The sequence below is a fragment of the [Flexibacter] sp. ATCC 35103 genome (genome assembly GCF_001975985.1).
Classification (GTDB): Bacteria; Bacteroidota; Bacteroidia; order Flavobacteriales; family Flavobacteriaceae; genus Flavobacterium.
The window spans coordinates 1-22,533 of the sequence record NZ_MTQF01000002.1; the positions used below are offsets into that span (position 1 = coordinate 1).

Here is a 22,533-nt window from a genome sequence, read left to right on the forward strand (position 1 = left end):
TTTAGTAAACCCGACAGGTTTTAAAAACCTGTCGGGTTTACTTTTTTAATTTTCACAGATCCATATCCACATATCCACATATAAAACCGTACTAAAGTCCAGCCTTACAATATAATTCGTTCCTTCGGAACTATAAAAGAGCCTTTTGGCTCGATCCATATTGTAGGGCCGGACTTTAGTCCGGTTTAAATAATTAAAGTCAAATTTATATTAAACAACAAACCCGACAGGTTTTAAAAACCTGTCGGGTTTTGTATTTAAATCATCATAGTTCAAAAAACTTAGAAACTTTGTTACTTTGAAACTTAGAACCTTAAAAAAGCTATCTCACTTCGATTAACAATCTTGGATCAGAAAAATTATTTACTTCATCCATTGTTAATCCTAATGCATTTGCAACTCCTGTTCCATATGCGGGATCAGCTTTATAGCAATTGCGAATGTGTCGTACCTGAATAAATCTTTGGGCTCCTCCTACTTGTGCAGCAGTATTTTTGAATAATAATTGTTTTTTATCATCAGTCAATAATCGGAATAACAGACCTGGCTGAGTGAAATAATCATTATCATCATCTCTGAAATTATGTGCATATGCATCGCCATGAAGTTTCAAAGGCGGTTCTTTGAATTCAGGTTGTTCCTGCCATTCTCCAAAACTATTTGGTTCATAATGTTTACGTCCGCCATTATTTCCGTCTACACGCATTGCCCCGTCTCTGTGAAATGTATTATAAGGACATCGTGATGAATTTACGGGAATTTGATAGTTGTTTACTCCTAAACGGTATCTGTGTGCATCTCCATAAGAGAATAAACGGGCTTGTAACATTTTATCGGGCGAAAAACTAATTCCCGGAGGTACATGTGCAGGGTTAAAAGCGGCTTGCTCTACTTCGGCAAAATAATTTTCCGGATTTTTATTCAATTCAAATTCTCCAACCGGAATCAAAGGAAAATCACCTTTTAACCAAACCTTAGTCAAATCAAAAGGATGGAAACGATAATTATCAGCTTGCTCTTCGGTCATGATTTGAACAAACATTTTCCATTTTGGAAAGTTTCCTTCTTCAATAGCATCAAATAAATCTCTTTGATGACTTTCTCTGTCTCCACCAACTAATAACGCAGCTTCTTCGTCAGATAAATTTTCAATTCCCTGTTGTGAAACAAAATGAAACTTCACATAATATCTTTCGTTTTGCGCATTCAGGAAACTAAAGGTATGGCTTCCAAATCCGTGCATTTGTCTGTAAGATCTTGGAATTCCACGATCACTCATTACAATGGTAACCTGATGTAATGCTTCAGGCAATAAGGTCCAAAAATCCCAATTATTATCAGCACTTCTTAAATTGGTTCTTGGATCACGTTTTACAGCGTGATTTAAATCCGGAAACTTCATTGGGTCACGAAAAAAGAAAACCGGTGTATTATTTCCTACCAAATCCCAGTTTCCTTCATTTGTATAAAATTTCATGGCAAAACCACGAATATCTCTTTCAGCATCAGCAGCACCTCTTTCTCCTGCTACAGTTGAAAAGCGTACGAACATTTCTGTTTTTTTACCAATTTCAGAAAATAAATCGGCTCTTGTATATTTTGTAATATCATGAGTCACAGTAAAAGTTCCGTAAGCTCCAGATCCTTTGGCGTGCATTCTTCGTTCCGGAATAACCTCGCGATCAAAATGTGCCATTTTTTCCAGAAACCAAAAATCTTGTAATAAAACGGGGCCGCGTGGACCCGCTGTTTGTATATTTTGATTGTCCGGAACGGGAGTTCCTGTTGCAGTTGTTAATTTTTTGTTTAAATCCATAATGCTGATTTTTAATGTTTTATCAAATATACAAACTTATATCTACGATATTCATAAACAAAATTGATTGTTATTATATTTTAATAATAAAAAGCTATTCAATGCTACAGAAACCTCAGAAACCACTATTAATAAATCTTAACTTATGTCCAACAAAGTAATAACAAAACCTTAACAGCAAAACATTCATATATATTAGATCTTTGTAGTGTAATAAACTGGTTATTTATTATTTTGGTTTTGGTTAGTTAAATGATGCCGGCGTCTTCGAGATGCCGGCATTCTTTTTTATATGAAGTTTTTGTTTCAAGTTTTCTTTTGTTTCAGGTTTCAGGTTGCTATACTTTGAGCATAATTTTACCGCAAAGAGCGCAAAGTTTTTTCGCAAAGTTTCGCAAAGATTTTTTAATTTATGTTTGATAATAGTCAAAGTTTACAAAGCTTTGGCATAAGCCATAGTATACCTTTGTGAACTTTTTTTATATAAAATAACTTTAAGTATAGAATATAAGCTTTGTATCCTTTGCGAAAAAACTTTGTGAACTTTGCGGTTAAATCAACCCAATCCAAAAACCTGAAACCTGAAACCTGAAACTTGAAACTAAAATTCTCATTTTGGATACAACTACACGAGATTTAGATACTTTATAAAAGAAATACTCCCGGATCTTTGCTTTATAATTTTCAAACAAAATTTAAAATAGAAATTATGAGCGCTATAAACAAAATTAAATTAGGAAATCAGGGACTTATCGTTCCTAATATTGGATTAGGATGCATGGGAATGACCCAAATTGCAGGAATGGATATTTATGGCAAAGCTGATGAAAAAGAAGCAATCGCAACCATTCACCGTTCGCTTGAATTGGGAGGAAACTTTTTAGACACTGCAGATTTGTATGGTCCTTTACACAACGAAAGATTAATTGCAAAAGCCATAAAAGGCAATCGAAACGACTATACTATTGCAACTAAATTTGGCTATGAAATTGACGATAATGAACAACTTACCTGGCAATTTAACGGTAAAAAAGAATATGTAAAAAAAGCCGTAGAACGTTCCCTGAAAAACTTAGGCACAGATTATATCGATTTATATTACCTGCACAGACTTGATCCTAACACACCAATTGAAGAAACCGTTGCCGCAATGTCTGAATTGGTTAAAGAAGGAAAAGTGGGCTATATAGGTTTATCTGAGGTTTCATCAGATACGATTCGAAAAGCACACAAGATTCATCCTTTATCGGCTGTTCAAACTGAATATTCTTTGTTTGAAAGAAGTGTTGAAGAAGCAGGTATTTTAGATACACTAAACGAATTAGAAATTGGTTTTGTAGCTTATTCTCCGTTAGGAAGAGGTTTTATTTCAGGAGATATTAAAAGCCCTGATGATTTTCCTGAAAATGATTTTAGAAAAGCAATTCCGCGTTTTCAGGGAGCACAATTTCTTAAAAATATTGAATTAGTAAATGAGATCAAGAAATTAGCGGACGAAAAACAAATTACAGCTTCACAATTAGCACTTTCATGGATTGCATCAAAAAATATTTTATCGATTCCGGGAACGAAACGTGTAAAATATGTTGAACAAAATATTGCTGCCGCTCAAATGGTTTTATCTGCTGATGAAATGGATCGTTTAGAAAAAATTATTCCGCTTGGAACCAGTACCGGCGCAAGATACGACGAAGCTAATATGGCTGGTATTGATCAATAAAATCTTTGACTTCGCTCAGCCTGATAATACTAATTCCTGAGCGAAGTCGAAAATTATTGCTAATAACAATTAAAAGAAAAAGTTATCTTTACGACAGCTTTGCTGTTTAGATATTTCTTCAATATTCTATATATTTTATCATGAAAAAAGAAGCCCAAACCCCTTATACAATTCATTCTGTATCTGAACTGCATGCCTTACTAAAAATCCCAAAGCCGGAACATCCTCTGGTAAGTTTTGTAGATTTAAGCAATATAACCTGCCATTTTGATGACAATCTAAAAAGCGTTGTCTACGATTTTTATACCGTTTGTATAAAAAAAGGTTTTACAGGAAAAATGAAATACGGACAAAATTACTATGATTTTGATGAAGGAGTTATGACTTTTATGTCTCCCGGACAAGTCATTTCTACAGAAGTTTCTGTTGATTCAGCTGTTTATGGCGCAATGCTGGTAATACATCCTGATTTTATTCAGAACTATGCTTTAGCCAAAAACATTAAAGATTTTGGTTATTTTTCTTACTCTGTTAATGAAGCGCTCCATCTTTCTGACAAAGAAGAAATTATGATAACGGGGATTATGAAAAATATTGAACAAGAATATCTTTCGTCAATTGATGCTTTTAGCCAGGATGTAATGATTTCGCATATAGAATTGCTGCTTAATTATTGCAACAGGTTTTATAACCGACAGTTTATAACCCGAAAAAGTGCCAACAACACACTTTTAACAAAATTAGAAACAGTGTTATCTGATTATTTTGAAGGTGATAAAGTACAGCAATTCGGACTTCCAACAGTGGCTTATATCTCAGATGAGCTAAATGTTTCTCCTAATTATCTAAGTGACATGCTTCGTTCATTGACAGGACAAAGTACGCAGCATCATATTCATAATAAAATCATCGAAAAAGCAAAAGAATTATTAACGACTACTTCACTAAGTGTTAGCGAAACGGCTTATCAATTGGGTTTTGAATATCCGCAATCCTTTAATAAATTATTTAAAAGCAAAACCAATTGTTCGCCTTTAGAATTTAGAAGTTCCTTTAATTAATCCTTTAATCGTTCCTGCAGTATTTTAAAATAAGGAAAAGCTTTAAGCAATCTACTCCCGTGCCAGGAGAACATTTCGCCATCGACAAAGATTGTTTTGGCGTGATGTGTAAATCGGCCTATTTCAAAAGCATCCTCTTCTTTAAAAGGGTACGGTTCTGATGAAAGAAAAACGATATCAGGATCGCCTTCTAAACGCATCTTTTTTATTTCGACTTCAGGATAACGTCCTTTGTCTTCGTATATATTCGAAAAATGATTTAATTTTAATAATTCATTTATATAAGTATCCTTTCCGGCGACCATAAATGGATTTTTCCAGATAAAATAAGCTGCTTTTTTTACGGGAATATTTGCAATATATTTTTTGAAATCGCTTAAAGCGAAAGCCAACTTGTTATTCCATTTTTGAGATTCGGTCCTGCAATTAAAAAGTTGTCCAAAATCTGAAATCATCTGAAAATTATCTTCTACAGTAACAATATTCGTTACCCAAACCGGACAAATGGCACTTAATTGCTCGACAATTTCCGGCGTGTTTTCTTCTTTATTACAAATTATAATATCCGGCTGCAGCAGTTTGATCTTCTCAAAATGAATTTTCTTGGTTCCGCCAACAATTTTCTTAGTTGACTTAAAATGGTACGGATGCACACAAAATTTAGTAATTCCGATTATTTTATCTTCTAAACCCAGATCATAAAGTAATTCGGTTTGAGAAGGCACCAGCGAAATAATACGTTTAGGAGTCGTTTCAAAAGAATGTGAAGTACCGAGTTGATCGAGGAATTGTTTCATTTTTTTTTTGTTTCAGGTTTATTTGTTTCAGGTTTCAGGTTGTTTGATTGTGTTGATTTTACCGCAAAGAGCGCAAAGTTTTTTCGCAAAGTTTGCAAAGTTTTATATTCTTTGTGAATAAGTATTTTCTATCGAAAAAAGTTCGCAAAGCTATTCTTAAAACTTTGCGAACTTTGATTACTTATAAGATATCAATTAAAAGCTCTTTGCGAACTTTGCGAAAAAACTTTGCATTCTTTGCGGTAAAATTCCTCAGTAAATTATGTTCAAAGTAAAGCAAACTGTAAACTGAGACTGAGACTGTAAACTTTTATTTATTAGCAAGAATCTCTTCCATTTCCTGTTGTACTTTCAAAGCTTCTTCCCTTGCCTTTTCAGCAAAGTCTGTTCCTTTTGAGGCGTAGATAATTGCTCTTGCAGAGTTTACTAATAACCCAACTTTATCATTCATTCCGTATTTGCAAACTTCAGATAAACTGCCGCCCTGAGCGCCAATTCCCGGAACTAATAAAAAACTATCCGGAACGATCTTCCTGATATCGGCAAAATATTCTGCTTTTGTAGCGCCAACAACATACATTAGATTGTGACTGTTTTTCCATGTTTTAGAGGTTTCTAAAACCTGCTTGTATAATTCTTTTCCGTTTGTTGTCAAGGTCTGAAAATCAAATGCACCTTCATTAGACGTTAAAGCCAGCATAATGGTATGTTTGTTTTCGAAAGCCAAAAACGGCTCTACGGAATCTTTCCCCATATAAGGTGCAACGGTTACACTATCAAAATTTAAATCTTCAAAAAAAGCTTTGGCATACATGCTTGAAGTATTGCCTATATCTCCACGTTTTGCATCTGCAATAGTAAAAATTTCAGGAAAATTTTCGTTGATATAATTGATTGTTTTTTGCAAAGACATCCATCCTTTTATCCCGTATGCTTCAAAAAAAGCCGTATTAGGTTTGTATCCCACAGCCAAATCATGTGTTGCATCGATTATGGCTTTATTGAATTCGAAAATAGGATCTTCGGTTTCTAATAAATGAGAAGGCATTTTAGTTAGATCTGGATCTAGCCCAACGCATAAAAAGGATTTTTTAGAAAGGATTTGTTCGTGTAGTTGTTGTGTTGTCATTCTTGATTTTTTAGTTCTTCTAATGCATCAGAAGCGATTGTATTTTAGAAGTACGCAAAAATAAAAAAAGCCATTCAATTACGAATGGCTTTTTAGTTTTATATTCTGTTCAGGCTTATAAATTACCTAAGTAAACAATTTCTGTTCTTCTGTTTTCAGCTCTTCCTGCAGCAGTTTTATTAGTTGCAACCGGTTTTGTAGAACCAAATCCTTGTGATGATAAATTCTCAGGATTAATTCCTTTTGCAATTAAAGCATCCATAACAACTTTTGCTCTCGCTTCAGATAATTTTTGGTTTGCTTTGGCATTTCCTACATTATCTGTATGTCCGTTGATTGCAAATTTAGCATTTGGATAATTTTTCAGGATTTCTTTAATAGCATCTAATCTTCCTGAAGTTACTCCTTTTTTAGCATCGCTTAATGTTGCTTTTCCGGTAACGAAAAAGATAGATTTAGCTTCTACTTTTAGTTTCTCTAAAGTTGCTTTAGTTACTTTAGGACATCCTTTATTTTCTGCCGGACCAGCAATTAGTGGGCAATCATCTACATTATCAGGAACTCCGTCTTTGTCAGCGTCCAGAACCGGACAACCTTTATTTTCTACTAAACCTGCAACAGTTGGGCACGCATCGTCTTTATCAAGAACACCGTCTCCGTCTGTATCTGGCCAAGGACAACCTTTGTTTTCTACCGGACCGGCAATTGCAGGACAAGCATCTACATTATCTAATAGTGTATCTCCGTCAGAATCTTTCCAAGGGCAGCCTTTATTTTCTACAGGACCAGCCACATCCGGACAAGCATCATCTTTATCAAAAACTCCGTCTTTATCGGCATCCGGCCAAGGACAACCTTTGTTTTCTGCAGGACCGGCTACTTTTCTACAAGCATCTTCTTTATCAATAACGCCGTCTTCGTCTGTATCTTTGAATTTCTTTTCGTAAACCGGAATTTTTATTCCAAGATGAAAATCAGCCGCTTTTGATTCTTTCGAAACCAAATTTGTCAGGACAGATCCAGAACCAATAAAGAAAGCCCCAACTCTTAATCCGGAACCTACCTGCATTCCGCTGTATTGCATATACGTCATTGGCACATAAAAACTAAACCATCTTGATTCGTAACGAGGTGTAAGAGTTACACGATCAGCGATTCCGTAACCGTTTACTTTATCTGCAGATACCATATTGATATCTCCGTTAAGATTCAAATAGAATTTTCTGTACATATTCCAATCTACATCAGCGTGAAGTGCCGTAGGCAAATTCGTTTTCATTCCTTTTGTAGAAGATGTTTTTGTATAATGCTCATTAAGGAAATCATAAAAATTATCGGCATCATTAATCATTTCCTGAGTAATAGTCCCGTTTACATTATAAACATCCTGTCTTGAATTTTTATAATTGATTGATCCTATATCAGTAAGCGATAAACCAAAACGTACTTTGTATTTATTTAAATCTCTAAAATTATTATCAGCCGGTTTTGCTTTACTTAAATCATATTTATCATAATCAGGTCTCCATTCGTACACTAATCCAAAATCAAAACCAAATCCTCTTGCGCCTGAATCAAATTCATAATCTTCATTTGCTTCAAAATCCTGGCTTGTTCCTACAGTTATTTGTCCGTTTGAGGTAAGTGTTCCTCTGTCAGGATTTACTGTGTTTTCATTATAAGCAACATGAACATCATTTCCTTTAATATATCCGTTTACACCACCCTGAAGATATTTAGCGGTTAAACCTCCTTTAAGAAAATGTTGGTTTTTTTGATACAAAACGGCTGCATACGAAATTCCGAGTTCTCCCCAGGTGTTCGACGCACCATTTGCATTTCCAGCATTAAAGTTAAAATCGCTTGCTTTGTCCAGACCTTCTTTTACCTGGTCTACAAGGCTTCCGTTTATGTTTTTAAGATTACTTACAGATCTTGCTCTTGTAAAAACAGCAATGGTATGTTTAGGAGCAATATTAAACATAAAAGAGGGTCCCATGATATCAAAATTCACGATACCACTATTCGCGTTTTTTGGTGTCATTTTAGACTGACTGTCAAAATCATATCCATCTTTATAAACATCAAAAAGGCGAACTCCGTATAAATCATTTGCTACTGCACCGCTAATAGAAAACAAATTTATATCGGTTTTAAAACGAGAATCCGCAATAGAAGCCGGATTAAAAAGTACACTTTGGACCCCTGCATAATTATCATGAGTATATCCCATATAAGACTGGGCTTTTGCCAAAAATGTACTTGTAATAAGTAATAAACTGAGTAGAGTTTTTTTCATTAAAATTTGGTTTTAAGATAAATTCGGGGGCAAAACTACACTTTTAGAATCAGAAATATGTTACCATAACATTGAATTCATGTAACATCTTGAATAAATTATGTAAGAAAAATGAAAGCCTACTTTTATATTTTTGATAACAAACAATAAATCAAACAATTATGACTCCACATATAGGAATAACTCCAAAAAATCTAAAAAAAAGCGCTACAATATTGGCTACGATTTTATCTAATGAAATGACTCTTTATGTAAAAACAAGAAAATTTCACTGGAACATTTCCGGAAATAGTTTTATGGAGCTTCATAAATTGTTTGAAGATCAATACCGAATTTTAGAAGCTAATATTGATGAAGTTGCAGAACGCATAAGTCAGCTTGGAGAAAAAACGATTGGAACGATGAAGGAATTTATCGAAAATTCTACTCTTAAAGAATCTCCAAAAGAATATGCTTCGCAAAAACACATGCTGGAAGAGCTTTTAGAAAATCATGAACAAATGGTTACAGAATTCAGAGATTTCATTCCGGCTTTTGAGGAAGACAGCAACGATGTAGGATCTGCTGATTTTGTAACAGGTTTACTGCAACAGCACGAAAAGATGGCTTGGGTTTTACGCCGTTATCAAGTTTAGCAAACAACAAAATGTGAATTATGAAACGGTTTGCGAAATAAATGTAACACAAACCTTAGCGTTAATTCAGAATTTTACAATACTATTAATACTTAAAAAAATATCATGAATACTACAGAGATAAAAGGAAACTGGAATGAGTTAAAAGGTAAATTGAAACAACAATATGCAGATTTAACTGATGACGATTTATTATATGATGAAGGTAAAGAAGACGAAATGTACGGAAAACTTCAACAAAAATTAGGAAAAACAAAAGACGAAGTTCGCAAAATCATTGCTGACTTGTAACACGTTATAAATCAATCAAAAATACCGTCTAGTAAAACATATTAGACGGTATTTTTTTGAGAATTTTATTTAAATTCATTAATGTTCTATATCGCTAACAAGCATTAAACTCTATAACCAAAAATAAATTAATTATCTTTAACCAAATTTCTATAAAATGAAACTATTTATAAAGTTCGACATAAACACCATTTGCTCGCTTTTTTTGAAACAAAACCTGGAACAACAAAATGTAAATTTTACGACTCTGGGCTTTGGTGAAATCGAAATTGCCGATAATCTTGATGCTGATGCGCTCGAAGCTTTAAAAAATAATTTGCTGCCGTGTGGCTTTGAGGTTGTTGAAAACCAAAAAAGTGTTTTAGTACAAAAAATAAAAGATGCTATAATCGAGCTTGTTTTCATGGAAGACAGCAATAATTATAAGAGTTCTGTATTTTTGGCCGAAAAACTAAACCACAGTTACGGTTATTTGTCAAATGTTTTCTCAGAAGTAACATATTCTTCTATTGAAAATTTTATCATTTTACAGAAAATTGAAAGAGCGAAACAATTAATTATTATTAATGAAATGAGTTTGACCGAAATTGCTTTTTTACTAAATTACTCAAGTGTAGCACATTTAAGTACGCAGTTTAAAAATACAACAGGAATTACGCCGTCAGCATTTCAGAGAATAATTAAGAAACGTAGAGAAAATTTAAAATAAAAACCCAAATACCATACTAAAATGCAAAAAAACGCATTATACATTTTATTGGCTGATGATGATGAAGATGATCGTCTTTTTTTTAAGGATGCTTTTGAAGAAATAAAAATTCAGACAAAAGTAGATTTTGTTCATGACGGAATGCAATTAATGGATCACTTAATGGATCCTGAAACTAAATTGCCGGATATTTTGTTCCTGGATTTAAATATGCCTAAAAAAACAGGTAAAGAATGTTTGATCGAAATTAAAAAAACAGAACATCTTAAAAATATTATTATTGCTATCTACTCTACTTCATCATCAGAAGAAGACATTGAAGATACATTTATTCAGGGAGCCAATATTTATATCAAAAAACCAAGCGATTTTAATACGCTTAAAAAAATAATAAATGAAGTCGTAACCGTAAACTGGCACTATCATACCTCAGGTTTAAACCGTGACAACTTCTTGCTTCGACTAAAATAATAATAATGCATACCAATGAAATGGATCCCAAATTTTAATTCTTCAAACTCTTTGAGAGTTATATTTGTAATCGCGGTTTTCATTCTGTTATTTCTTTCTTCTATTGCTTACAAACACAACAAGGATTTAGACGAATCCAGTAAAGTTGTAATGCATACGTATGAAATAAACATTCAATTAGAGCGATTAATGTCGGCGATTAAGGATGCCGAAACCGGACAACGAGGGTATATTATTACCCGTAATGCCCGTTTTCTAACTCCTTATATTTATTCGCGTGATAAGGTAAATACTTCATTTATTACTTTGAAGAAGTTGACTGCCGATAATCCAAGACAGCAAAAAAATCTTCAAAAGTTATTTAAACTAATTATACAGCGTTTTGTTTCTTTTGAAAATTGTCTAAAATACAGCGATCCCAAAACATATGATAAGCGAAAACTCGACAATCATATGTTTGGTGGTCGAATCCTGATGGAAAACATTCGTTTTCAGGTTGATGAAATGAATGACATCGAGAAAAATTATCTGGCAAAAAGACTTAAAATTTATGCCGCAGAAATCTCCTTAAGCCCATTATTTTCTATTTCGTTATTTCTGGTTGCCTTAATTTTTATTTTATTGGCATACAGACAAATTAGCCGTGATTTTGAACGCCTGAAGATTTACAATAAAAAACTGCTGATCTCAAGCGGACTTATGGCTGAATCTGAAAGTATTGGTAAATTCAGTACCTGGCAATGGGATCTGGATTCTGATAAAATAGATTACTCAGACAATCAGTATCGTTTACTGGGTTTTGAACCTAATGCATTTGTTCCTGAAAAAGAAACTTTTCTTGAATTTGTTCATCCTGATGATAAGGCAAAAGTGGCAAAATCTATGGACAGAATTGTTGAGAAAAAACAATTGCCTTTTGTATACTACAAAATCACAAGACCGGATTATGAGATTCGTTATTTTAAATCTACCGGAAAACTACTGACAGATCAACAGGGAAGTAAAATTTTACTGGGTATTAATTTTGATATCACGGATGAACATTTATTAAACATAGAACTTCAGGAACGTAATAGAGAATTAGAAAAAAGTAATAAAGAACTTGCTTCTTTTAATCATGTTGCCAGTCATGATTTGCAGGAACCTCTAAGAAAAATCCAAACTTTTATTTCGAGAGTTTCAGATGCTGACAAAGCAGTTTTATCGGACAGTGCCAAAGATTATATTTCTAAAATCGAAGTTTCGGCTAAAAGAATGCGTGTATTAATAGACGATCTGCTTTTATTCTCGAGAACAAATACCACTAAAAAAGAATTTATAAAATTAAGCTTAAACGAACTGCTTGAAAATGCAGAATCTGAATTAGCAGAAATTATAGAGGAAAAGAAAGCTGTTATTATAGTTTCTAAATTACCTAAGCTAGCTGTTATTCCGTATCAAATCGAACAGCTTTTTATAAACCTTATTGGTAACTCTTTAAAATATGGCAGGCAAGATAGTATTCCGGAAATTAAGATTGAAAGCGAAAAAGTAAATTCGACTGATTATCCTGATTTATTAGAAACAAATGTCAAGAAATTCAATAAGATCACTTTTACAGATAACGGAATGGGATTTGATCCTCAGTTTAAAGAAACCATATTTGTTTTATTTCAGCGTCTGCATTCAAAAACAGATTATCCGGGAACTGGAATTGGCCTGGCAATTTGCAAAAAAATAGTAGACAACCATAAAGGTCATATTATTGCTGATAGTACTCCTGGAAAAGGTTCTGTTTTTACCGTTTTCCTGCCGGAGTAGATTAGTTTACGGTATTCAGTATTCAGTCGCAGTCGCAGTTTACATTTAAACCGAAACTGAGACTGAATACTGAGACTGAGACTAAATACCGAGACTGAATACCAAGACAAAATCTGTAAGAAAATAAAATCCCTATTATTAAACTATATATAAAAAGAAACCATCAGTTACTGCTGATGGTTTTCTTTTTATGGGCTAAACTCAAAATAATAAATACCTGAAAATAAAGGGAAAAAACCATAAATAAATCGATTATGGGAATTATATAAAGATTCGTTTTTATGCTGTAAAGCAAAATGTTTGTTTCGTTAGCATCTTTGTAATGTAATACTTTAGGAAGTAATAATGAAAGCAGCGCCCCAATTAAAAGCGACAAATTTTAGACTAATTTTTTTATTGATAATCATAGTTTGCATGTCATCATGCAAGAAAAATAATCCGATAGAAAATTCACTAAAAAATGAAACTTTTACAAAAACGGAGAAAGAAGAAATAGAAGCCTTTTTTTTTATTGCGACAGCAAATGTGAGTAAATCGATTATTTCTAAAAGTCAAATTGCACAACAAAAAAGTTCAGATTTTACGATACAGGAGTTGAGTAAAAAAATAGAAAGCAATCAGAATCAATTGTTGCAGGAAGTATCAAAAATGGCCAATAAAAAGCTCATTATTATTACTGAAATAAATGCAACACATAAACGGGATTTATACGATTTGATTGATGCAACGAGCGCAGATTTTAATAAAACATATCTGGAGTCTATAACAGAGTCGTTACAAGAACAAATAGGATTGCTGGAATCGATTTCTAAACAAACAAACGATAAAGCAATATTAAAGTTAGTGCTGCAATATTTACCTGAACAATATCAAATCCTTCGTGAAATGCAAAGGATCAAAAATGAGATTAATTAAATGCCTATATATTATTAACTAAATTATTTTAACTATGAAAATTCAATCAAATTTTTTATGCGCCTTAACACTTTTTTTAACAGCTTCATTTGGAATGCTACACGCTCAGGACACTAATGTAACTACAGAGTTTGGTGTAAAGGGAGGATTCAACATGTCTAACTTATATAACGGAGATGCTGATGACAACAATATATTATACGGTTTTAACGCCGGTCTTTATGCAACATTACCAATTTCGGATTTTGTAGCAATTCAGCCAGAGATTTTGTACACTACAAAAGGTGCAGAATTAAAATATGATAACGCTTTTGCAACAGGAGAAGCAAAATTCAAATTAAATTATATCGAAGTTCCATTATTAGTAAGAGTTAATATCACTAAAAACTTTAATGTTCAAGCCGGTGGTTACGCTTCATACTTAGTAAGTTCTAAAGTAAAAGGAACCGGAGATGTTGAATTTGAAGAGGAAGTAGACACAGACGATTTAAACAAGTTTGATGCCGGTATCGCTGCTGGTGTTGGAGTAGATTTTAACCCAATTAGTGTTGGTTTACGTTACAACTACGGTCTTACAAAAGTTGGTAAAGACAGAACTGATGCATTAGGAAACTCTTTCAATACATTGGGAGATGCAAAAAACAGCAATTTGACTTTATACGTTTCGTATAAGTTAAACTAGAAAAAAAACAATTAATTAACCCTTAATAATAAAAACCATGTCAAATTTATTATATACAATCGCAGTAATATTGGTTATCCTTTGGGCTTTAGGCTTCTTTGTTTACAGCTTAGGAAGTATCATCCATATATTATTAGTAATCGCCATTATCGCAATTCTATTCAGACTTATTAAAGGTCGAGAAGTTTAAAAAATCAACATTTTAACAATAATTATATTAATCACTAAATCAAATATTATGAAAGCAAGTAACACAATTTTAGGAATTTTAGGAGCTGCAGCAGCAGGAGCATTTTTAGGTGTATTATTCGCACCGGACAAAGGGTCAAACACAAGAAAAAAAATCTCAGATAAATCAAAAGATTACGGAGATAAAGCAAAAGCAAAATTAGATGGTATCGTAAGCACTATTACTTCAAACAGTAAAGATATTATCGAAGAAGGAAAAGCAAAATTCAATCAGGCAAAAGAAGACTTCAATTCTATCAAAGACGAAGCAAAAAGTGTAAAAACGAACTACTAAAAAGTGAAATTTTTAAACCATAAATACCCTATATCATGGAATCAAATGCAACAACAAACGAGAACTTAAATCTTTATGAAAAAGCAGAGAACTATACCAAGACAAGTTTAGAATTACTTAAGCTAAAAACGGTATCAGCTGTAGCCGATGTTTTATCGACACTAACATCAAGAATAGCAGTTGGGGCTGTTGTTGCATTTTTTACCTTATTCCTGAATATAGGGATTAGTTTATGGCTTGGTAAAGTACTTGGGGAGTATTATTACGGATTTTTTATCGTAGCACTTTTTTACCTTATCGTTGCAGTTCTAATGCATACAATGCAACATAAGATTATTAAAACACCTATTGGAAACATGATAATTTCCAGTATTTTAAAAGAAACTAAAAAAGATATCAAAACTGATTTAAATAATTAATAACTAAAAAAGACTGTTATGGAAACTCTTTATACTATTGATGGATTAAATCAGACGATTCAACAATTAGAAGCTCGACAGGACGCAGAATGGTGCGCTATAAAAGACGAAATAGATGATATCAAAGAGAATTTAAAACCTCTTAATCTTATTCGAAATACAGTAGAGGAAATTAACGAAACTGTAGGTTTTAAAAGCAATCTGGCACAATCTGCATTAAGTATTGGGATTGGATATCTTGCAAAAAGATTTATTGTTGGTAAAAGTACCAATATGTTCAAAGGCATTGCCGGATCCTTATTACAACTTGTCGTAACTAATTTAGTTTCGAAACCACATCATGAATCTTCAAATGAAGAATCATCACAAAAAGAACCATCAAGAGAGTAATTGTTTAACTCAAATTTATGTATTATGGAAAAGCTAAGCGAAATAGTATTAAAAAATGGTGTATACGTTTACTCGAATCTATATAAATGTTTCGAATTTTCGAGAGTATTTTTAGGTATCTAACTTGCTTTATACGTTTTATAAACAAACGGTTAAAGGGTTAATATCCTTCACTATATATTTTTATAAAGGTTCAAAGGTGCTAAGTTACAAAGGTGCAAAGTTTTCTTTGCCAACCTAAAACAAGATTTAGTATTGAACCAAAAAAAAGCCCCTGTTTCACATTAGTAAAACAGGGGCTTTTTGTATTTACAATATTTCAAATATACGCGAAGTTTCAACCTTGGCAAACGGAATGCACAATACAAATTATGAAAATTTATTGCTACAAGATATTGTGATGATATGCAATGCGATTATATATATTGCGTTCCAGTGGTTAAAACCACTGGCTATGTTTATCTTATGGTCAAAAAAAATCCTGTTTCACAATTAGTGAAACAGGATTTTTTATATTTATATAGATTGGCAAAAACCTTTGTTCCTTTGCCCCTCTGAATCTTTGTCCCTAAAAATTAAAATACCTCCGAAGCTTCTTTCAGTTTCTCCATATTGTTAACCAATTGAAGCTCGGCAACAATTTTCTGAATGTCACCATTCATGATATTTCCTAAATCGTAAAGTGTCAAACCAACTCTGTGATCTGTCACACGACCTTGTGCGTAGTTGTAAGTACGAATCTTAGCCGATCTGTCTCCAGAACTAACCTGAGAAGTACGTTTTGTAGCATCTTCGGCTTCTTTCTTTGCCAATTCTTGTTCGTATAAACGAGAACGTAAAACGTTCAACGCCTTATCTTTATTTTTATGCTGTGATTTCTGATCCTGACATTGCGCCACTAATCCCGTAGGAATGTGCGTTAAACGTACCGCAGATTTCGTCGTATTTACAGATTGTCCTCCAGGTCCTGATGAACAGAAGAAATCAACACGAACATCGTTCATATCAATTTGTACATCAAACTCTTCTGCTTCCGGTAAAACCATTACAGTAGCTGCAGATGTATGCACACGACCTTGCGTTTCTGTCTGAGGAACACGTTGTACACGGTGAACACCAGCTTCAAACTTCAAAGTTCCGTAAACATCCTCGCCAGAAACTTCAAAAATAACCTCTTTGAAACCTCCGGAAGTTCCTTCGTTCATATCTACTACAGAAGTTCTCCAACCCTGATTTTCGCAATACTTGGTATACATTCTAAATAAATCTCCTGCAAAAATACTCGCTTCATCCCCACCCGTTCCGGCACGAATCTCAACCATCACGTTTTTAGCATCTTCAGGATCTTTAGGGATCAACATAAACTTGATTTCTTCCTCAAGTTCCGGCAATCTTTCTTTTGCTTCATCTAGTTGCATTTTGGCCATTTCGGTCATATCTGCATCACTTCCGTCAGCAATAATTTCGTTTGCCTCATCTATATTAGCCATCAAAAGCACATATTCATCGCGCTTTTCAGCCAATGCTTTCAGGTTTTTGTACTCTTGATTCAATTGCACATAACGTTTCTGATCAGAAATAACATCCGGCTGGATAATCAAATCTGAAATCTCGTCAAAACGTTGTTTTACTATTTGAAGTCTATCTAACATTTTCTAATTCCTTTTATTGGAGTGCAAAATTACGAAATTTTTGTTTAAAATTCTATCAATAACCTTTTGAGTTTTTTAAGGGTGATTTTTAGGAGAATTAGGATTGTTATTGGGAGCTGTTTCCTGCTCCCGAAGCATCGGGACGCTATATCTTTTTAGGCAGAATATTTCCGTTTGAATTAAGAAACTTTCATTTGCCTAAAAAGGATGCCGCTTCTATCAGGGCTAGGGATTTTGGGTTTCAAGGAAAACTCATCTTTTAAGCAATAAAAATTACCTTATTAATGATTTAAACCAAAGTCAGATCACTTAATTCATCTGCTAATTTGTGCAGACCTTTAGAAATCTGTAACATCTTGTCGCTGGATAAAGTGGCCAAGCCTTTAGTATATTGTCGAAATAAACTTTGATTCATTCCTGCATAATGCTCTGCAAAAGCCGATTTGTTGATTACACTAAAATAATCAAAAACCTGCTCCAAATCTACTTGATAACTAATATCAAAATTAGCAATTTTAACCTTTTCTCCTTGTTCTTGCAGATATTCTACATGATATTGAAGTACTTCATTAAAATTTGCTTTTATTTCAGATATAGTACTTCCTACTGTAGCTAAGCCATCAATTTCTTTTGCATAAGCTGAAAAACCTGTAGAAGTTTTTTCTATAATAACCGAAATTACCCTTTTTTTTGTATTCATATTCGTTTGAATTTAAATTTAAAAAGCTTTTAGCATTATTTAAGTCCTGCTGCTTTCAAAATACTATTTAAAGTGCCATTTGCCATTTCTTTACTTCCATGTCTCGGGATAGTAAGTTGATTCTTTTTGGTTGCATGCCGATACAAATCATGGTTTGCACCATTTTTATAAAGAAACCAACCATCTTTTTTGAGAAGTTTCAACAACTCATTTACTGAAGCCATCTGCTTTAATTTAAATTACAAATTACACCTGTTGTTATTTGTGATATTTAAATAGTATTAGATTTCTTGTTTTCAGATTGGTACAAATTTATAACATTTTTGTTATATAACAAAAATGTTATAAATTAAGTTTAGACATTTATGGATTTCCGTAAAATCATTGAATTAAAGGGATTTACTTTTAGCAAAAACTATTTTAAATAAAATCAGGTGTTTTTACTTGGTAGTTAATTTGAAATAAAGGCGATGTTTGTTTTAAGAAAATTCAAATCAACTCTTTGGGGACATTCATTCAATTCAAGTCATTATGTTTGAAAATTGTATAATTAGTTTTCAATGGTAATTTCTATATTTGAAGCAATCAAATATTTTGTTTTCATATACACATAAAAATTTCCAAAGCAAAAAAATAGATATAATATAATTTAATAAGTAAATTAATATTGGAACTAAATTTAACTCATATATCACCACTTCCAACATCTGTAATAGAATTTATTGAAAGTTTAGCAAAAAATATAAATGTAAATAGAATAATAGTATTTGGTTCGAGGGCTAATTCAGATTATAATAAATATTCAGATCTGGATTTGGCTATAGATGCTCCATCAATTACAAAAATAGAGTGGCTTCAAATTAAAGAATATGCATATTATGATGTGAGAACCGTGATACAAATCTCGTTAATTCATTATAATATAAACCCTCTTAGACTTCAAAATCAAATATTAACTACAGGAAAAATAATCTATGTCAAGTAAAAGAAAAGTAAAAGATAGCCTTCAAAATTTAAGAAAAGCAACCGATAAATTAGAATCAGCACTGCAAATCCCGGTAGACAGAGAACTTGTGATGGAAGGAACAACCCAACGTTTCGAAGTTACTGTGGAACTTGTTTGGAAAACCTTACAGCGAGCATTGGAATATGAGGGTATTCATCCAAAAACTCCAAGAGAGACACTAAAAAGAGCATTTTCTACAGGTTGGTTAGATGATGAAATAGTATGGCAAGATTTACTTGATAAAAGAAACGTAACATCACACGAGTACTTAGACGAGGAGTTTATTGAAAAGAATTATACTGAAATACAAAAAATTTTCCCATATATAAAAATCTTATTAGAGTTTCTTGAAGAAAAGTACAAATGATAATTGTGATTTTTCTTTAATTTTATATAAAAGAAACATTTATGTAAATTGCATTTATTTGAAACAAAAAAAGCTAGCATCAAAAAACCATTAAATGACACATTTAGAATCTATTGACGAGGGATTAAAAACTAATAAACCCCATCATGAAATTGTGAGGAAGATATATCTAACTTATCCGACACACGTATTAGTGGGAAATGAAGAAAGAAAATTTCAAATATTCAATGAGATAAGCGAATATTTCAATATTCCAATTATGAATATTCAAATTGTTGGATCTTCTAAAACAGGATATAGTTTTCATAAAAAAACAGTATTTGATTCATTAACTTCTGATCTCGATGTAGCTATAATTGATTCTCATTTATTTCAAATATATACTGAATCAGTTTTTAAAATCACTCGAGGTTTTACTGATAGGTCCGGTTTTCCAATTTATGATGGTAAATCAACTTATCAACAATACGTAAACTGTGTTGCAAAAGGTATATTTCGACCAGATCTAATGCCGACAGGAAAAAAACGCTTAAATTGGTCAAAGTTTTTTGGTCAATTATCCAGCAAAAATAAAGATTTGTTTAAATCTATTAATGCGGGAATTTATCTTTCACAAACATTTTTTGAGTATAAACAAACTTCAAATATTAATGAATATATTTTAACAAAACCAATATAATGATAGATTATAGAGTTAGATCAGTTTCTTTGCTTAATTTAGTTAATGATGTAAAAAAAGGAAGATTAATTCCTGATGCATATTTTCAAAGAAATTTAGTATGGAGAGAATTACATAATAAAGATTTTATTAAAACCATTTTATTAGGATATCCATTTCCACAAATATTTATTTCTAAAGGAAAAATTGATGTTGCTTCAATGTCAACAATCTCATGTATCGTAGATGGACAGCAAAGAACTAATGCAATTATTAAGTTTATTGATAATCAATATGAGGTTGATGGGAGGTATTATAATAATTTATCTGAAGAAGAAAAGTCAAACTTCCTTAAATATGAAGTCGCCGTTATTGAATTAGACTTAGAAAACGATGATCCTAAAGTTCAAGAAATATTTCAAAGAATTAACAGAACATCAAATTCATTGTCTATTATTGAAAAAATGGCATCAGAGTATTCGACAGCAGAATATATGTTAGTTGCCAAATTATTAGCTAATGAAATTGAACTAGAATTTGACGCAGCACAAGAAGACTTAAGGGAAGATCCTAATATTCCTAAAGAATTTTTCATTTGGGCTAAAAAGCAGAAAGTAAACAGATTCCAATCTTTAATTACAGAAAAAGGAATTTTCACAACTAGAGACATAGCAAGAAAAGTACATTTAATGCATATTTTAAATATTATGTCAACAGTATTAACAGATTTTTTCAATCGAAATGAAAAAACAACCTCTTTACTAAATGATTACGGCATAGATTTTTACGATAAAAATGATATTGTAGTTTTATTTGAAAAAACTGCGGATACAATTCTGAAACTAAAGTTAAAACAAAAATCTATTTGGTTTAATAAATCAAACTCTTTTTCTCTAATTATTGGCATAGCAAAATTGCAAATTGAAATTGACAATTTAAATTTAGAAAAATTAAAATATAATCTCGAACAATTTGAAATGGATATACCAGGCGATTTCAAATTAGCCTCAACAGAAGGGGTAAATAATAAAAAAGAAAGAGAAATAAGAAACTTTTATGTAACCCAAATACTTGAAAACTCAAAATAAAAAGTGTTCTATTATCATAATTCCTCCCCTGTCTTGTCCTAAAATAGGTTTACACAAAAGTGTAAAAATATGGAAAGATATTCAAGAACATCACCTTCAAAATGGCAGTCTCAATATAGCGAAGAATTTAAACGATTTGTCTGTAATGATTTTTTAACCGGAACTTTGACAAAAAGAGAAATTGAGAATAAATATAATATTGGACATTCAAGATTAACTTACTGGCTCAAAGAAATAGGTTTTGATTATTCTAAACCCAGTATTGTATCTTTACCTAAGATGGAAGACTACACTAAAAAAATAGGAAATAAAGAAGGTGAAGAATCTGTATCTCAGTTAAAAAAAGAACTGCAGGAAGCTCGACTTTTGGCAGAAGCTTATCGCAAAATGATTGAAATTGCTGAGCAGGAATTCAAAATTAAAATTGTAAAAAAATCCAATACCAAGTAATTCAGGAGATGAAACACAATTATCCCAGGATTGGTTTAGGCAAATTTTGTCAATTACTTGGCGTAACCAGACAGGCATATTATCAGCACTTTTGGTATCAGCAGCAGCTTGCTTTTGAAGATGAACTAATTGTTTTTGAGGTATTGAAAATTAGAAAAAAACATCGTCATATGGGAGGAAGAAAGTTATATGAACTTTTACAACCTTTCTTATTAGAGCATCAGATAAAAATGGGCAGAGATAGACTTTTTGATATTTTGTCTGCTAATTTTTTATTAGTCAGGCGTAAGAAAAAGCCAAATATCACTACTGATTCATTGCATAGATTTAAGAAATATCCCAATCTTATCAAAGAATTTGTACCGATTTGCCCTAATCAATTATGGGTAAGTGATATAACATATTGGAGAATAAAGGATAGTTTTATGTACATAAGTTTTGTCACTGATGCTTATTCTAGAAAAATTATTGGTTATCATTTGGCGAATAATTTACAAACCTCAGAAACGATTCAAGCTTTAAAAATGGCAATATCAAATCTTTCAGAAGAATCTAAAGATGAATTACAACTGATACATCATTCAGATAGAGGGACACAATATTGCAGTAATGAATATGTAAGGCTGTTAGAAGTCAATAACATTGGTATTAGCATGACAGAAAATGGAGATCCTTTAGAAAATGCAATAGCAGAACGAGTTAATGGCATTATAAAAGAAGAATATTTAGATGATTATCAAGTTGATAATGCACAAGAGGCTAAAGAATTATTAGACGCGGTTATTAAGTTATATAATAACGAAAGGCCTCATATGAGCATAGGAAACCTTACACCAAACTATGTGCATCAAAACAATATAAAAACTGAAAAATTATGGAAGTATTATTATGTAAAAAGTCATACTATTGTAAACAAATAGCAGGACTAAAATATTTTTGTAAAACTATTTTAGAA

The 22,533-nt window shown here is 32.2% G+C and carries 26 protein-coding genes; 19 read left to right on the forward strand and 7 right to left on the reverse strand.

Annotated features, from left to right (window positions below):
* Nucleotides 1–322: 322 nt before the first annotated feature.
* Entirely contained in the window at nucleotides 323–1,816 is a 1,494-nt protein-coding gene (locus BXU01_RS04235; RefSeq protein WP_083691882.1) for a catalase, read from the reverse strand.
* A 709-nt stretch (nucleotides 1,817–2,525) separates the two neighbouring features.
* On the opposite strand from BXU01_RS04235, the gene BXU01_RS04240 reads away from it, so the two are divergent.
* Together BXU01_RS04240 and BXU01_RS04245 are read left to right on the forward strand one after the other, a co-directional pair.
* Complete coding sequence (locus BXU01_RS04240; RefSeq protein WP_083691883.1) at nucleotides 2,526–3,536, forward strand: aldo/keto reductase; 1,011 nt, start codon at nucleotides 2,526–2,528, stop codon at nucleotides 3,534–3,536.
* Nucleotides 3,537–3,676: 140 nt separating this feature from the next.
* Complete coding sequence (locus BXU01_RS04245; RefSeq protein WP_083691884.1) at nucleotides 3,677–4,597, forward strand: AraC family transcriptional regulator; 921 nt, start codon at nucleotides 3,677–3,679, stop codon at nucleotides 4,595–4,597.
* Here BXU01_RS04245 and BXU01_RS04250 read toward each other — a convergent pair.
* From BXU01_RS04250 to BXU01_RS04260, 3 genes are all read right to left on the reverse strand, one after another.
* Entirely contained in the window at nucleotides 4,594–5,394 is an 801-nt protein-coding gene (locus tag BXU01_RS04250; RefSeq protein WP_083691885.1) for an ABC transporter substrate-binding protein, read from the reverse strand. The two genes, BXU01_RS04245 and BXU01_RS04250, sit on opposite strands and share 4 nt — an antisense overlap.
* Nucleotides 5,395–5,704: 310 nt before the next feature.
* Nucleotides 5,705–6,523, reverse strand: coding sequence for an orotidine-5'-phosphate decarboxylase (gene pyrF, locus BXU01_RS04255; protein ID WP_055098379.1), 819 nt, complete (start codon nucleotides 6,521–6,523; stop codon nucleotides 5,705–5,707).
* Nucleotides 6,524–6,638: 115 nt separating this feature from the next.
* Nucleotides 6,639–8,822 (reverse strand): DUF5723 family protein, encoded by a 2,184-nt coding sequence (locus BXU01_RS04260; RefSeq protein ID WP_083691886.1) that lies wholly within the window; start codon nucleotides 8,820–8,822, stop codon nucleotides 6,639–6,641.
* Nucleotides 8,823–8,983: 161 nt separating this feature from the next.
* On the opposite strand from BXU01_RS04260, the gene BXU01_RS04265 reads away from it, so the two are divergent.
* The 11 genes from BXU01_RS04265 (at nucleotide 8,984) to BXU01_RS04310 (ending at nucleotide 15,657) form a co-directional block, all read left to right on the forward strand.
* A complete protein-coding gene (locus BXU01_RS04265; RefSeq protein WP_083691887.1) occupies nucleotides 8,984–9,457 on the forward strand; it encodes a Dps family protein in 474 nt (157 codons plus the stop codon).
* 105 nt (nucleotides 9,458–9,562) lie between these two features.
* On the forward strand, nucleotides 9,563–9,748 hold the full coding sequence (locus BXU01_RS04270; RefSeq protein ID WP_055098382.1) for a CsbD family protein: 186 nt from the start codon (nucleotides 9,563–9,565) through the stop codon (nucleotides 9,746–9,748).
* A 157-nt stretch (nucleotides 9,749–9,905) separates the two neighbouring features.
* Nucleotides 9,906–10,457, forward strand: coding sequence for an AraC family transcriptional regulator (locus tag BXU01_RS04275; RefSeq protein WP_055098383.1), 552 nt, complete (start codon nucleotides 9,906–9,908; stop codon nucleotides 10,455–10,457).
* 21 nt (nucleotides 10,458–10,478) lie between these two features.
* Nucleotides 10,479–10,928: a response regulator gene (locus BXU01_RS04280; protein WP_055098384.1), complete on the forward strand. Its 450-nt coding sequence runs from the start codon at nucleotides 10,479–10,481 to the stop codon at nucleotides 10,926–10,928.
* 15 nt (nucleotides 10,929–10,943) lie between these two features.
* A complete protein-coding gene (locus tag BXU01_RS04285) occupies nucleotides 10,944–12,728 on the forward strand; it encodes a CHASE3 domain-containing protein (RefSeq protein WP_083691888.1) in 1,785 nt (594 codons plus the stop codon).
* Between the two features lie 414 nt (nucleotides 12,729–13,142).
* A complete protein-coding gene (locus BXU01_RS04290; protein WP_255373705.1) occupies nucleotides 13,143–13,643 on the forward strand; it encodes a DUF4142 domain-containing protein in 501 nt (166 codons plus the stop codon).
* 34 nt (nucleotides 13,644–13,677) lie between these two features.
* Entirely contained in the window at nucleotides 13,678–14,325 is a 648-nt protein-coding gene (locus tag BXU01_RS04295; RefSeq protein ID WP_083691890.1) for a porin family protein, read from the forward strand.
* A 37-nt stretch (nucleotides 14,326–14,362) separates the two neighbouring features.
* Complete coding sequence (locus BXU01_RS23460) at nucleotides 14,363–14,515, forward strand: lmo0937 family membrane protein (RefSeq protein WP_109746162.1); 153 nt, start codon at nucleotides 14,363–14,365, stop codon at nucleotides 14,513–14,515.
* A 48-nt stretch (nucleotides 14,516–14,563) separates the two neighbouring features.
* The gene (locus BXU01_RS04300) at nucleotides 14,564–14,848 is read left to right on the forward strand and encodes a YtxH domain-containing protein (protein WP_083691891.1); all 285 of its coding nucleotides are present in this window, start codon (nucleotides 14,564–14,566) and stop codon (nucleotides 14,846–14,848) included.
* 35 nt (nucleotides 14,849–14,883) lie between these two features.
* Nucleotides 14,884–15,267: a hypothetical protein gene (locus BXU01_RS04305; RefSeq protein WP_055098389.1), complete on the forward strand. Its 384-nt coding sequence runs from the start codon at nucleotides 14,884–14,886 to the stop codon at nucleotides 15,265–15,267.
* Nucleotides 15,268–15,285: 18 nt separating this feature from the next.
* Nucleotides 15,286–15,657 carry a hypothetical protein gene (locus BXU01_RS04310; RefSeq protein WP_083691892.1) on the forward strand — a complete coding sequence of 124 codons (372 nt, stop codon included), beginning with the start codon at nucleotides 15,286–15,288 and terminating at the stop codon, nucleotides 15,655–15,657.
* 575 nt (nucleotides 15,658–16,232) lie between these two features.
* On the opposite strand, the gene prfA is transcribed toward BXU01_RS04310, so the two are convergent.
* From prfA to BXU01_RS04325, 3 genes are all read right to left on the reverse strand, one after another.
* Entirely contained in the window at nucleotides 16,233–17,309 is a 1,077-nt protein-coding gene (prfA, locus tag BXU01_RS04315; protein WP_026981929.1) for a peptide chain release factor 1, read from the reverse strand.
* Between the two features lie 289 nt (nucleotides 17,310–17,598).
* Nucleotides 17,599–18,009, reverse strand: coding sequence for a type II toxin-antitoxin system HicB family antitoxin (locus BXU01_RS04320; protein ID WP_083691893.1), 411 nt, complete (start codon nucleotides 18,007–18,009; stop codon nucleotides 17,599–17,601).
* 35 nt (nucleotides 18,010–18,044) lie between these two features.
* The gene (locus BXU01_RS04325; RefSeq protein WP_083691894.1) at nucleotides 18,045–18,233 is read right to left on the reverse strand and encodes a type II toxin-antitoxin system HicA family toxin; all 189 of its coding nucleotides are present in this window, start codon (nucleotides 18,231–18,233) and stop codon (nucleotides 18,045–18,047) included.
* 443 nt (nucleotides 18,234–18,676) lie between these two features.
* Between BXU01_RS04325 and BXU01_RS04330 the strand changes: the two genes are divergently transcribed.
* The 6 genes from BXU01_RS04330 to BXU01_RS04355 all read left to right on the forward strand — a co-directional run bounded on the left by BXU01_RS04330 (nucleotide 18,677) and on the right by BXU01_RS04355 (nucleotide 22,498).
* Entirely contained in the window at nucleotides 18,677–18,994 is a 318-nt protein-coding gene (locus tag BXU01_RS04330; protein ID WP_165689759.1) for a nucleotidyltransferase domain-containing protein, read from the forward strand.
* Nucleotides 18,984–19,382, forward strand: coding sequence for an HI0074 family nucleotidyltransferase substrate-binding subunit (locus BXU01_RS04335; RefSeq protein WP_083691896.1), 399 nt, complete (start codon nucleotides 18,984–18,986; stop codon nucleotides 19,380–19,382). The genes BXU01_RS04330 and BXU01_RS04335 overlap by 11 nt, the downstream gene beginning before the upstream one ends.
* A gap of 94 nt (nucleotides 19,383–19,476) precedes the next feature.
* A complete protein-coding gene (locus tag BXU01_RS04340) occupies nucleotides 19,477–20,061 on the forward strand; it encodes a hypothetical protein (protein ID WP_083691897.1) in 585 nt (194 codons plus the stop codon).
* Entirely contained in the window at nucleotides 20,061–21,128 is a 1,068-nt protein-coding gene (locus BXU01_RS04345; RefSeq protein WP_083691898.1) for a DUF262 domain-containing protein, read from the forward strand. The genes BXU01_RS04340 and BXU01_RS04345 overlap by 1 nt, the downstream gene beginning before the upstream one ends.
* A gap of 69 nt (nucleotides 21,129–21,197) precedes the next feature.
* The gene (locus BXU01_RS04350) at nucleotides 21,198–21,578 is read left to right on the forward strand and encodes a hypothetical protein (protein ID WP_083691899.1); all 381 of its coding nucleotides are present in this window, start codon (nucleotides 21,198–21,200) and stop codon (nucleotides 21,576–21,578) included.
* Nucleotides 21,579–21,586: 8 nt separating this feature from the next.
* The gene (locus tag BXU01_RS04355) at nucleotides 21,587–22,498 is read left to right on the forward strand and encodes an IS3 family transposase (protein WP_123773950.1); all 912 of its coding nucleotides are present in this window, start codon (nucleotides 21,587–21,589) and stop codon (nucleotides 22,496–22,498) included.
* The last annotated feature ends 35 nt before the right edge of the window (nucleotides 22,499–22,533 follow it).

What these genes read in the sequence shown, in the direction of transcription:
- BXU01_RS04235 (WP_083691882.1), bottom strand. Translation starts at nt 1,816, where the DNA reads ATGGATTTAAACAAAAAATTAACAACTGCAACAGGAACTCCCGTTCCG.
- BXU01_RS04240 (WP_083691883.1), top strand. Translation starts at nt 2,526, where the DNA reads ATGAGCGCTATAAACAAAATTAAATTAGGAAATCAGGGACTTATCGTT.
- BXU01_RS04245 (WP_083691884.1), top strand. Translation starts at nt 3,677, where the DNA reads ATGAAAAAAGAAGCCCAAACCCCTTATACAATTCATTCTGTATCTGAA.
- BXU01_RS04250 (WP_083691885.1), bottom strand. Translation starts at nt 5,394, where the DNA reads ATGAAACAATTCCTCGATCAACTCGGTACTTCACATTCTTTTGAAACG.
- pyrF (WP_055098379.1), bottom strand. Translation starts at nt 6,523, where the DNA reads ATGACAACACAACAACTACACGAACAAATCCTTTCTAAAAAATCCTTT.
- BXU01_RS04260 (WP_083691886.1), bottom strand. Translation starts at nt 8,822, where the DNA reads ATGAAAAAAACTCTACTCAGTTTATTACTTATTACAAGTACATTTTTG.
- BXU01_RS04265 (WP_083691887.1), top strand. Translation starts at nt 8,984, where the DNA reads ATGACTCCACATATAGGAATAACTCCAAAAAATCTAAAAAAAAGCGCT.
- BXU01_RS04270 (WP_055098382.1), top strand. Translation starts at nt 9,563, where the DNA reads ATGAATACTACAGAGATAAAAGGAAACTGGAATGAGTTAAAAGGTAAA.
- BXU01_RS04275 (WP_055098383.1), top strand. Translation starts at nt 9,906, where the DNA reads ATGAAACTATTTATAAAGTTCGACATAAACACCATTTGCTCGCTTTTT.
- BXU01_RS04280 (WP_055098384.1), top strand. Translation starts at nt 10,479, where the DNA reads ATGCAAAAAAACGCATTATACATTTTATTGGCTGATGATGATGAAGAT.
- BXU01_RS04285 (WP_083691888.1), top strand. Translation starts at nt 10,944, where the DNA reads ATGAAATGGATCCCAAATTTTAATTCTTCAAACTCTTTGAGAGTTATA.
- BXU01_RS04290 (WP_255373705.1), top strand. Translation starts at nt 13,143, where the DNA reads ATGTCATCATGCAAGAAAAATAATCCGATAGAAAATTCACTAAAAAAT.
- BXU01_RS04295 (WP_083691890.1), top strand. Translation starts at nt 13,678, where the DNA reads ATGAAAATTCAATCAAATTTTTTATGCGCCTTAACACTTTTTTTAACA.
- BXU01_RS23460 (WP_109746162.1), top strand. Translation starts at nt 14,363, where the DNA reads ATGTCAAATTTATTATATACAATCGCAGTAATATTGGTTATCCTTTGG.
- BXU01_RS04300 (WP_083691891.1), top strand. Translation starts at nt 14,564, where the DNA reads ATGAAAGCAAGTAACACAATTTTAGGAATTTTAGGAGCTGCAGCAGCA.
- BXU01_RS04305 (WP_055098389.1), top strand. Translation starts at nt 14,884, where the DNA reads ATGGAATCAAATGCAACAACAAACGAGAACTTAAATCTTTATGAAAAA.
- BXU01_RS04310 (WP_083691892.1), top strand. Translation starts at nt 15,286, where the DNA reads ATGGAAACTCTTTATACTATTGATGGATTAAATCAGACGATTCAACAA.
- prfA (WP_026981929.1), bottom strand. Translation starts at nt 17,309, where the DNA reads ATGTTAGATAGACTTCAAATAGTAAAACAACGTTTTGACGAGATTTCA.
- BXU01_RS04320 (WP_083691893.1), bottom strand. Translation starts at nt 18,009, where the DNA reads ATGAATACAAAAAAAAGGGTAATTTCGGTTATTATAGAAAAAACTTCT.
- BXU01_RS04325 (WP_083691894.1), bottom strand. Translation starts at nt 18,233, where the DNA reads ATGGCTTCAGTAAATGAGTTGTTGAAACTTCTCAAAAAAGATGGTTGG.
- BXU01_RS04335 (WP_083691896.1), top strand. Translation starts at nt 18,984, where the DNA reads ATGTCAAGTAAAAGAAAAGTAAAAGATAGCCTTCAAAATTTAAGAAAA.
- BXU01_RS04340 (WP_083691897.1), top strand. Translation starts at nt 19,477, where the DNA reads ATGACACATTTAGAATCTATTGACGAGGGATTAAAAACTAATAAACCC.
- BXU01_RS04345 (WP_083691898.1), top strand. Translation starts at nt 20,061, where the DNA reads ATGATAGATTATAGAGTTAGATCAGTTTCTTTGCTTAATTTAGTTAAT.
- BXU01_RS04350 (WP_083691899.1), top strand. Translation starts at nt 21,198, where the DNA reads ATGGAAAGATATTCAAGAACATCACCTTCAAAATGGCAGTCTCAATAT.
- BXU01_RS04355 (WP_123773950.1), top strand. Translation starts at nt 21,587, where the DNA reads ATGAAACACAATTATCCCAGGATTGGTTTAGGCAAATTTTGTCAATTA.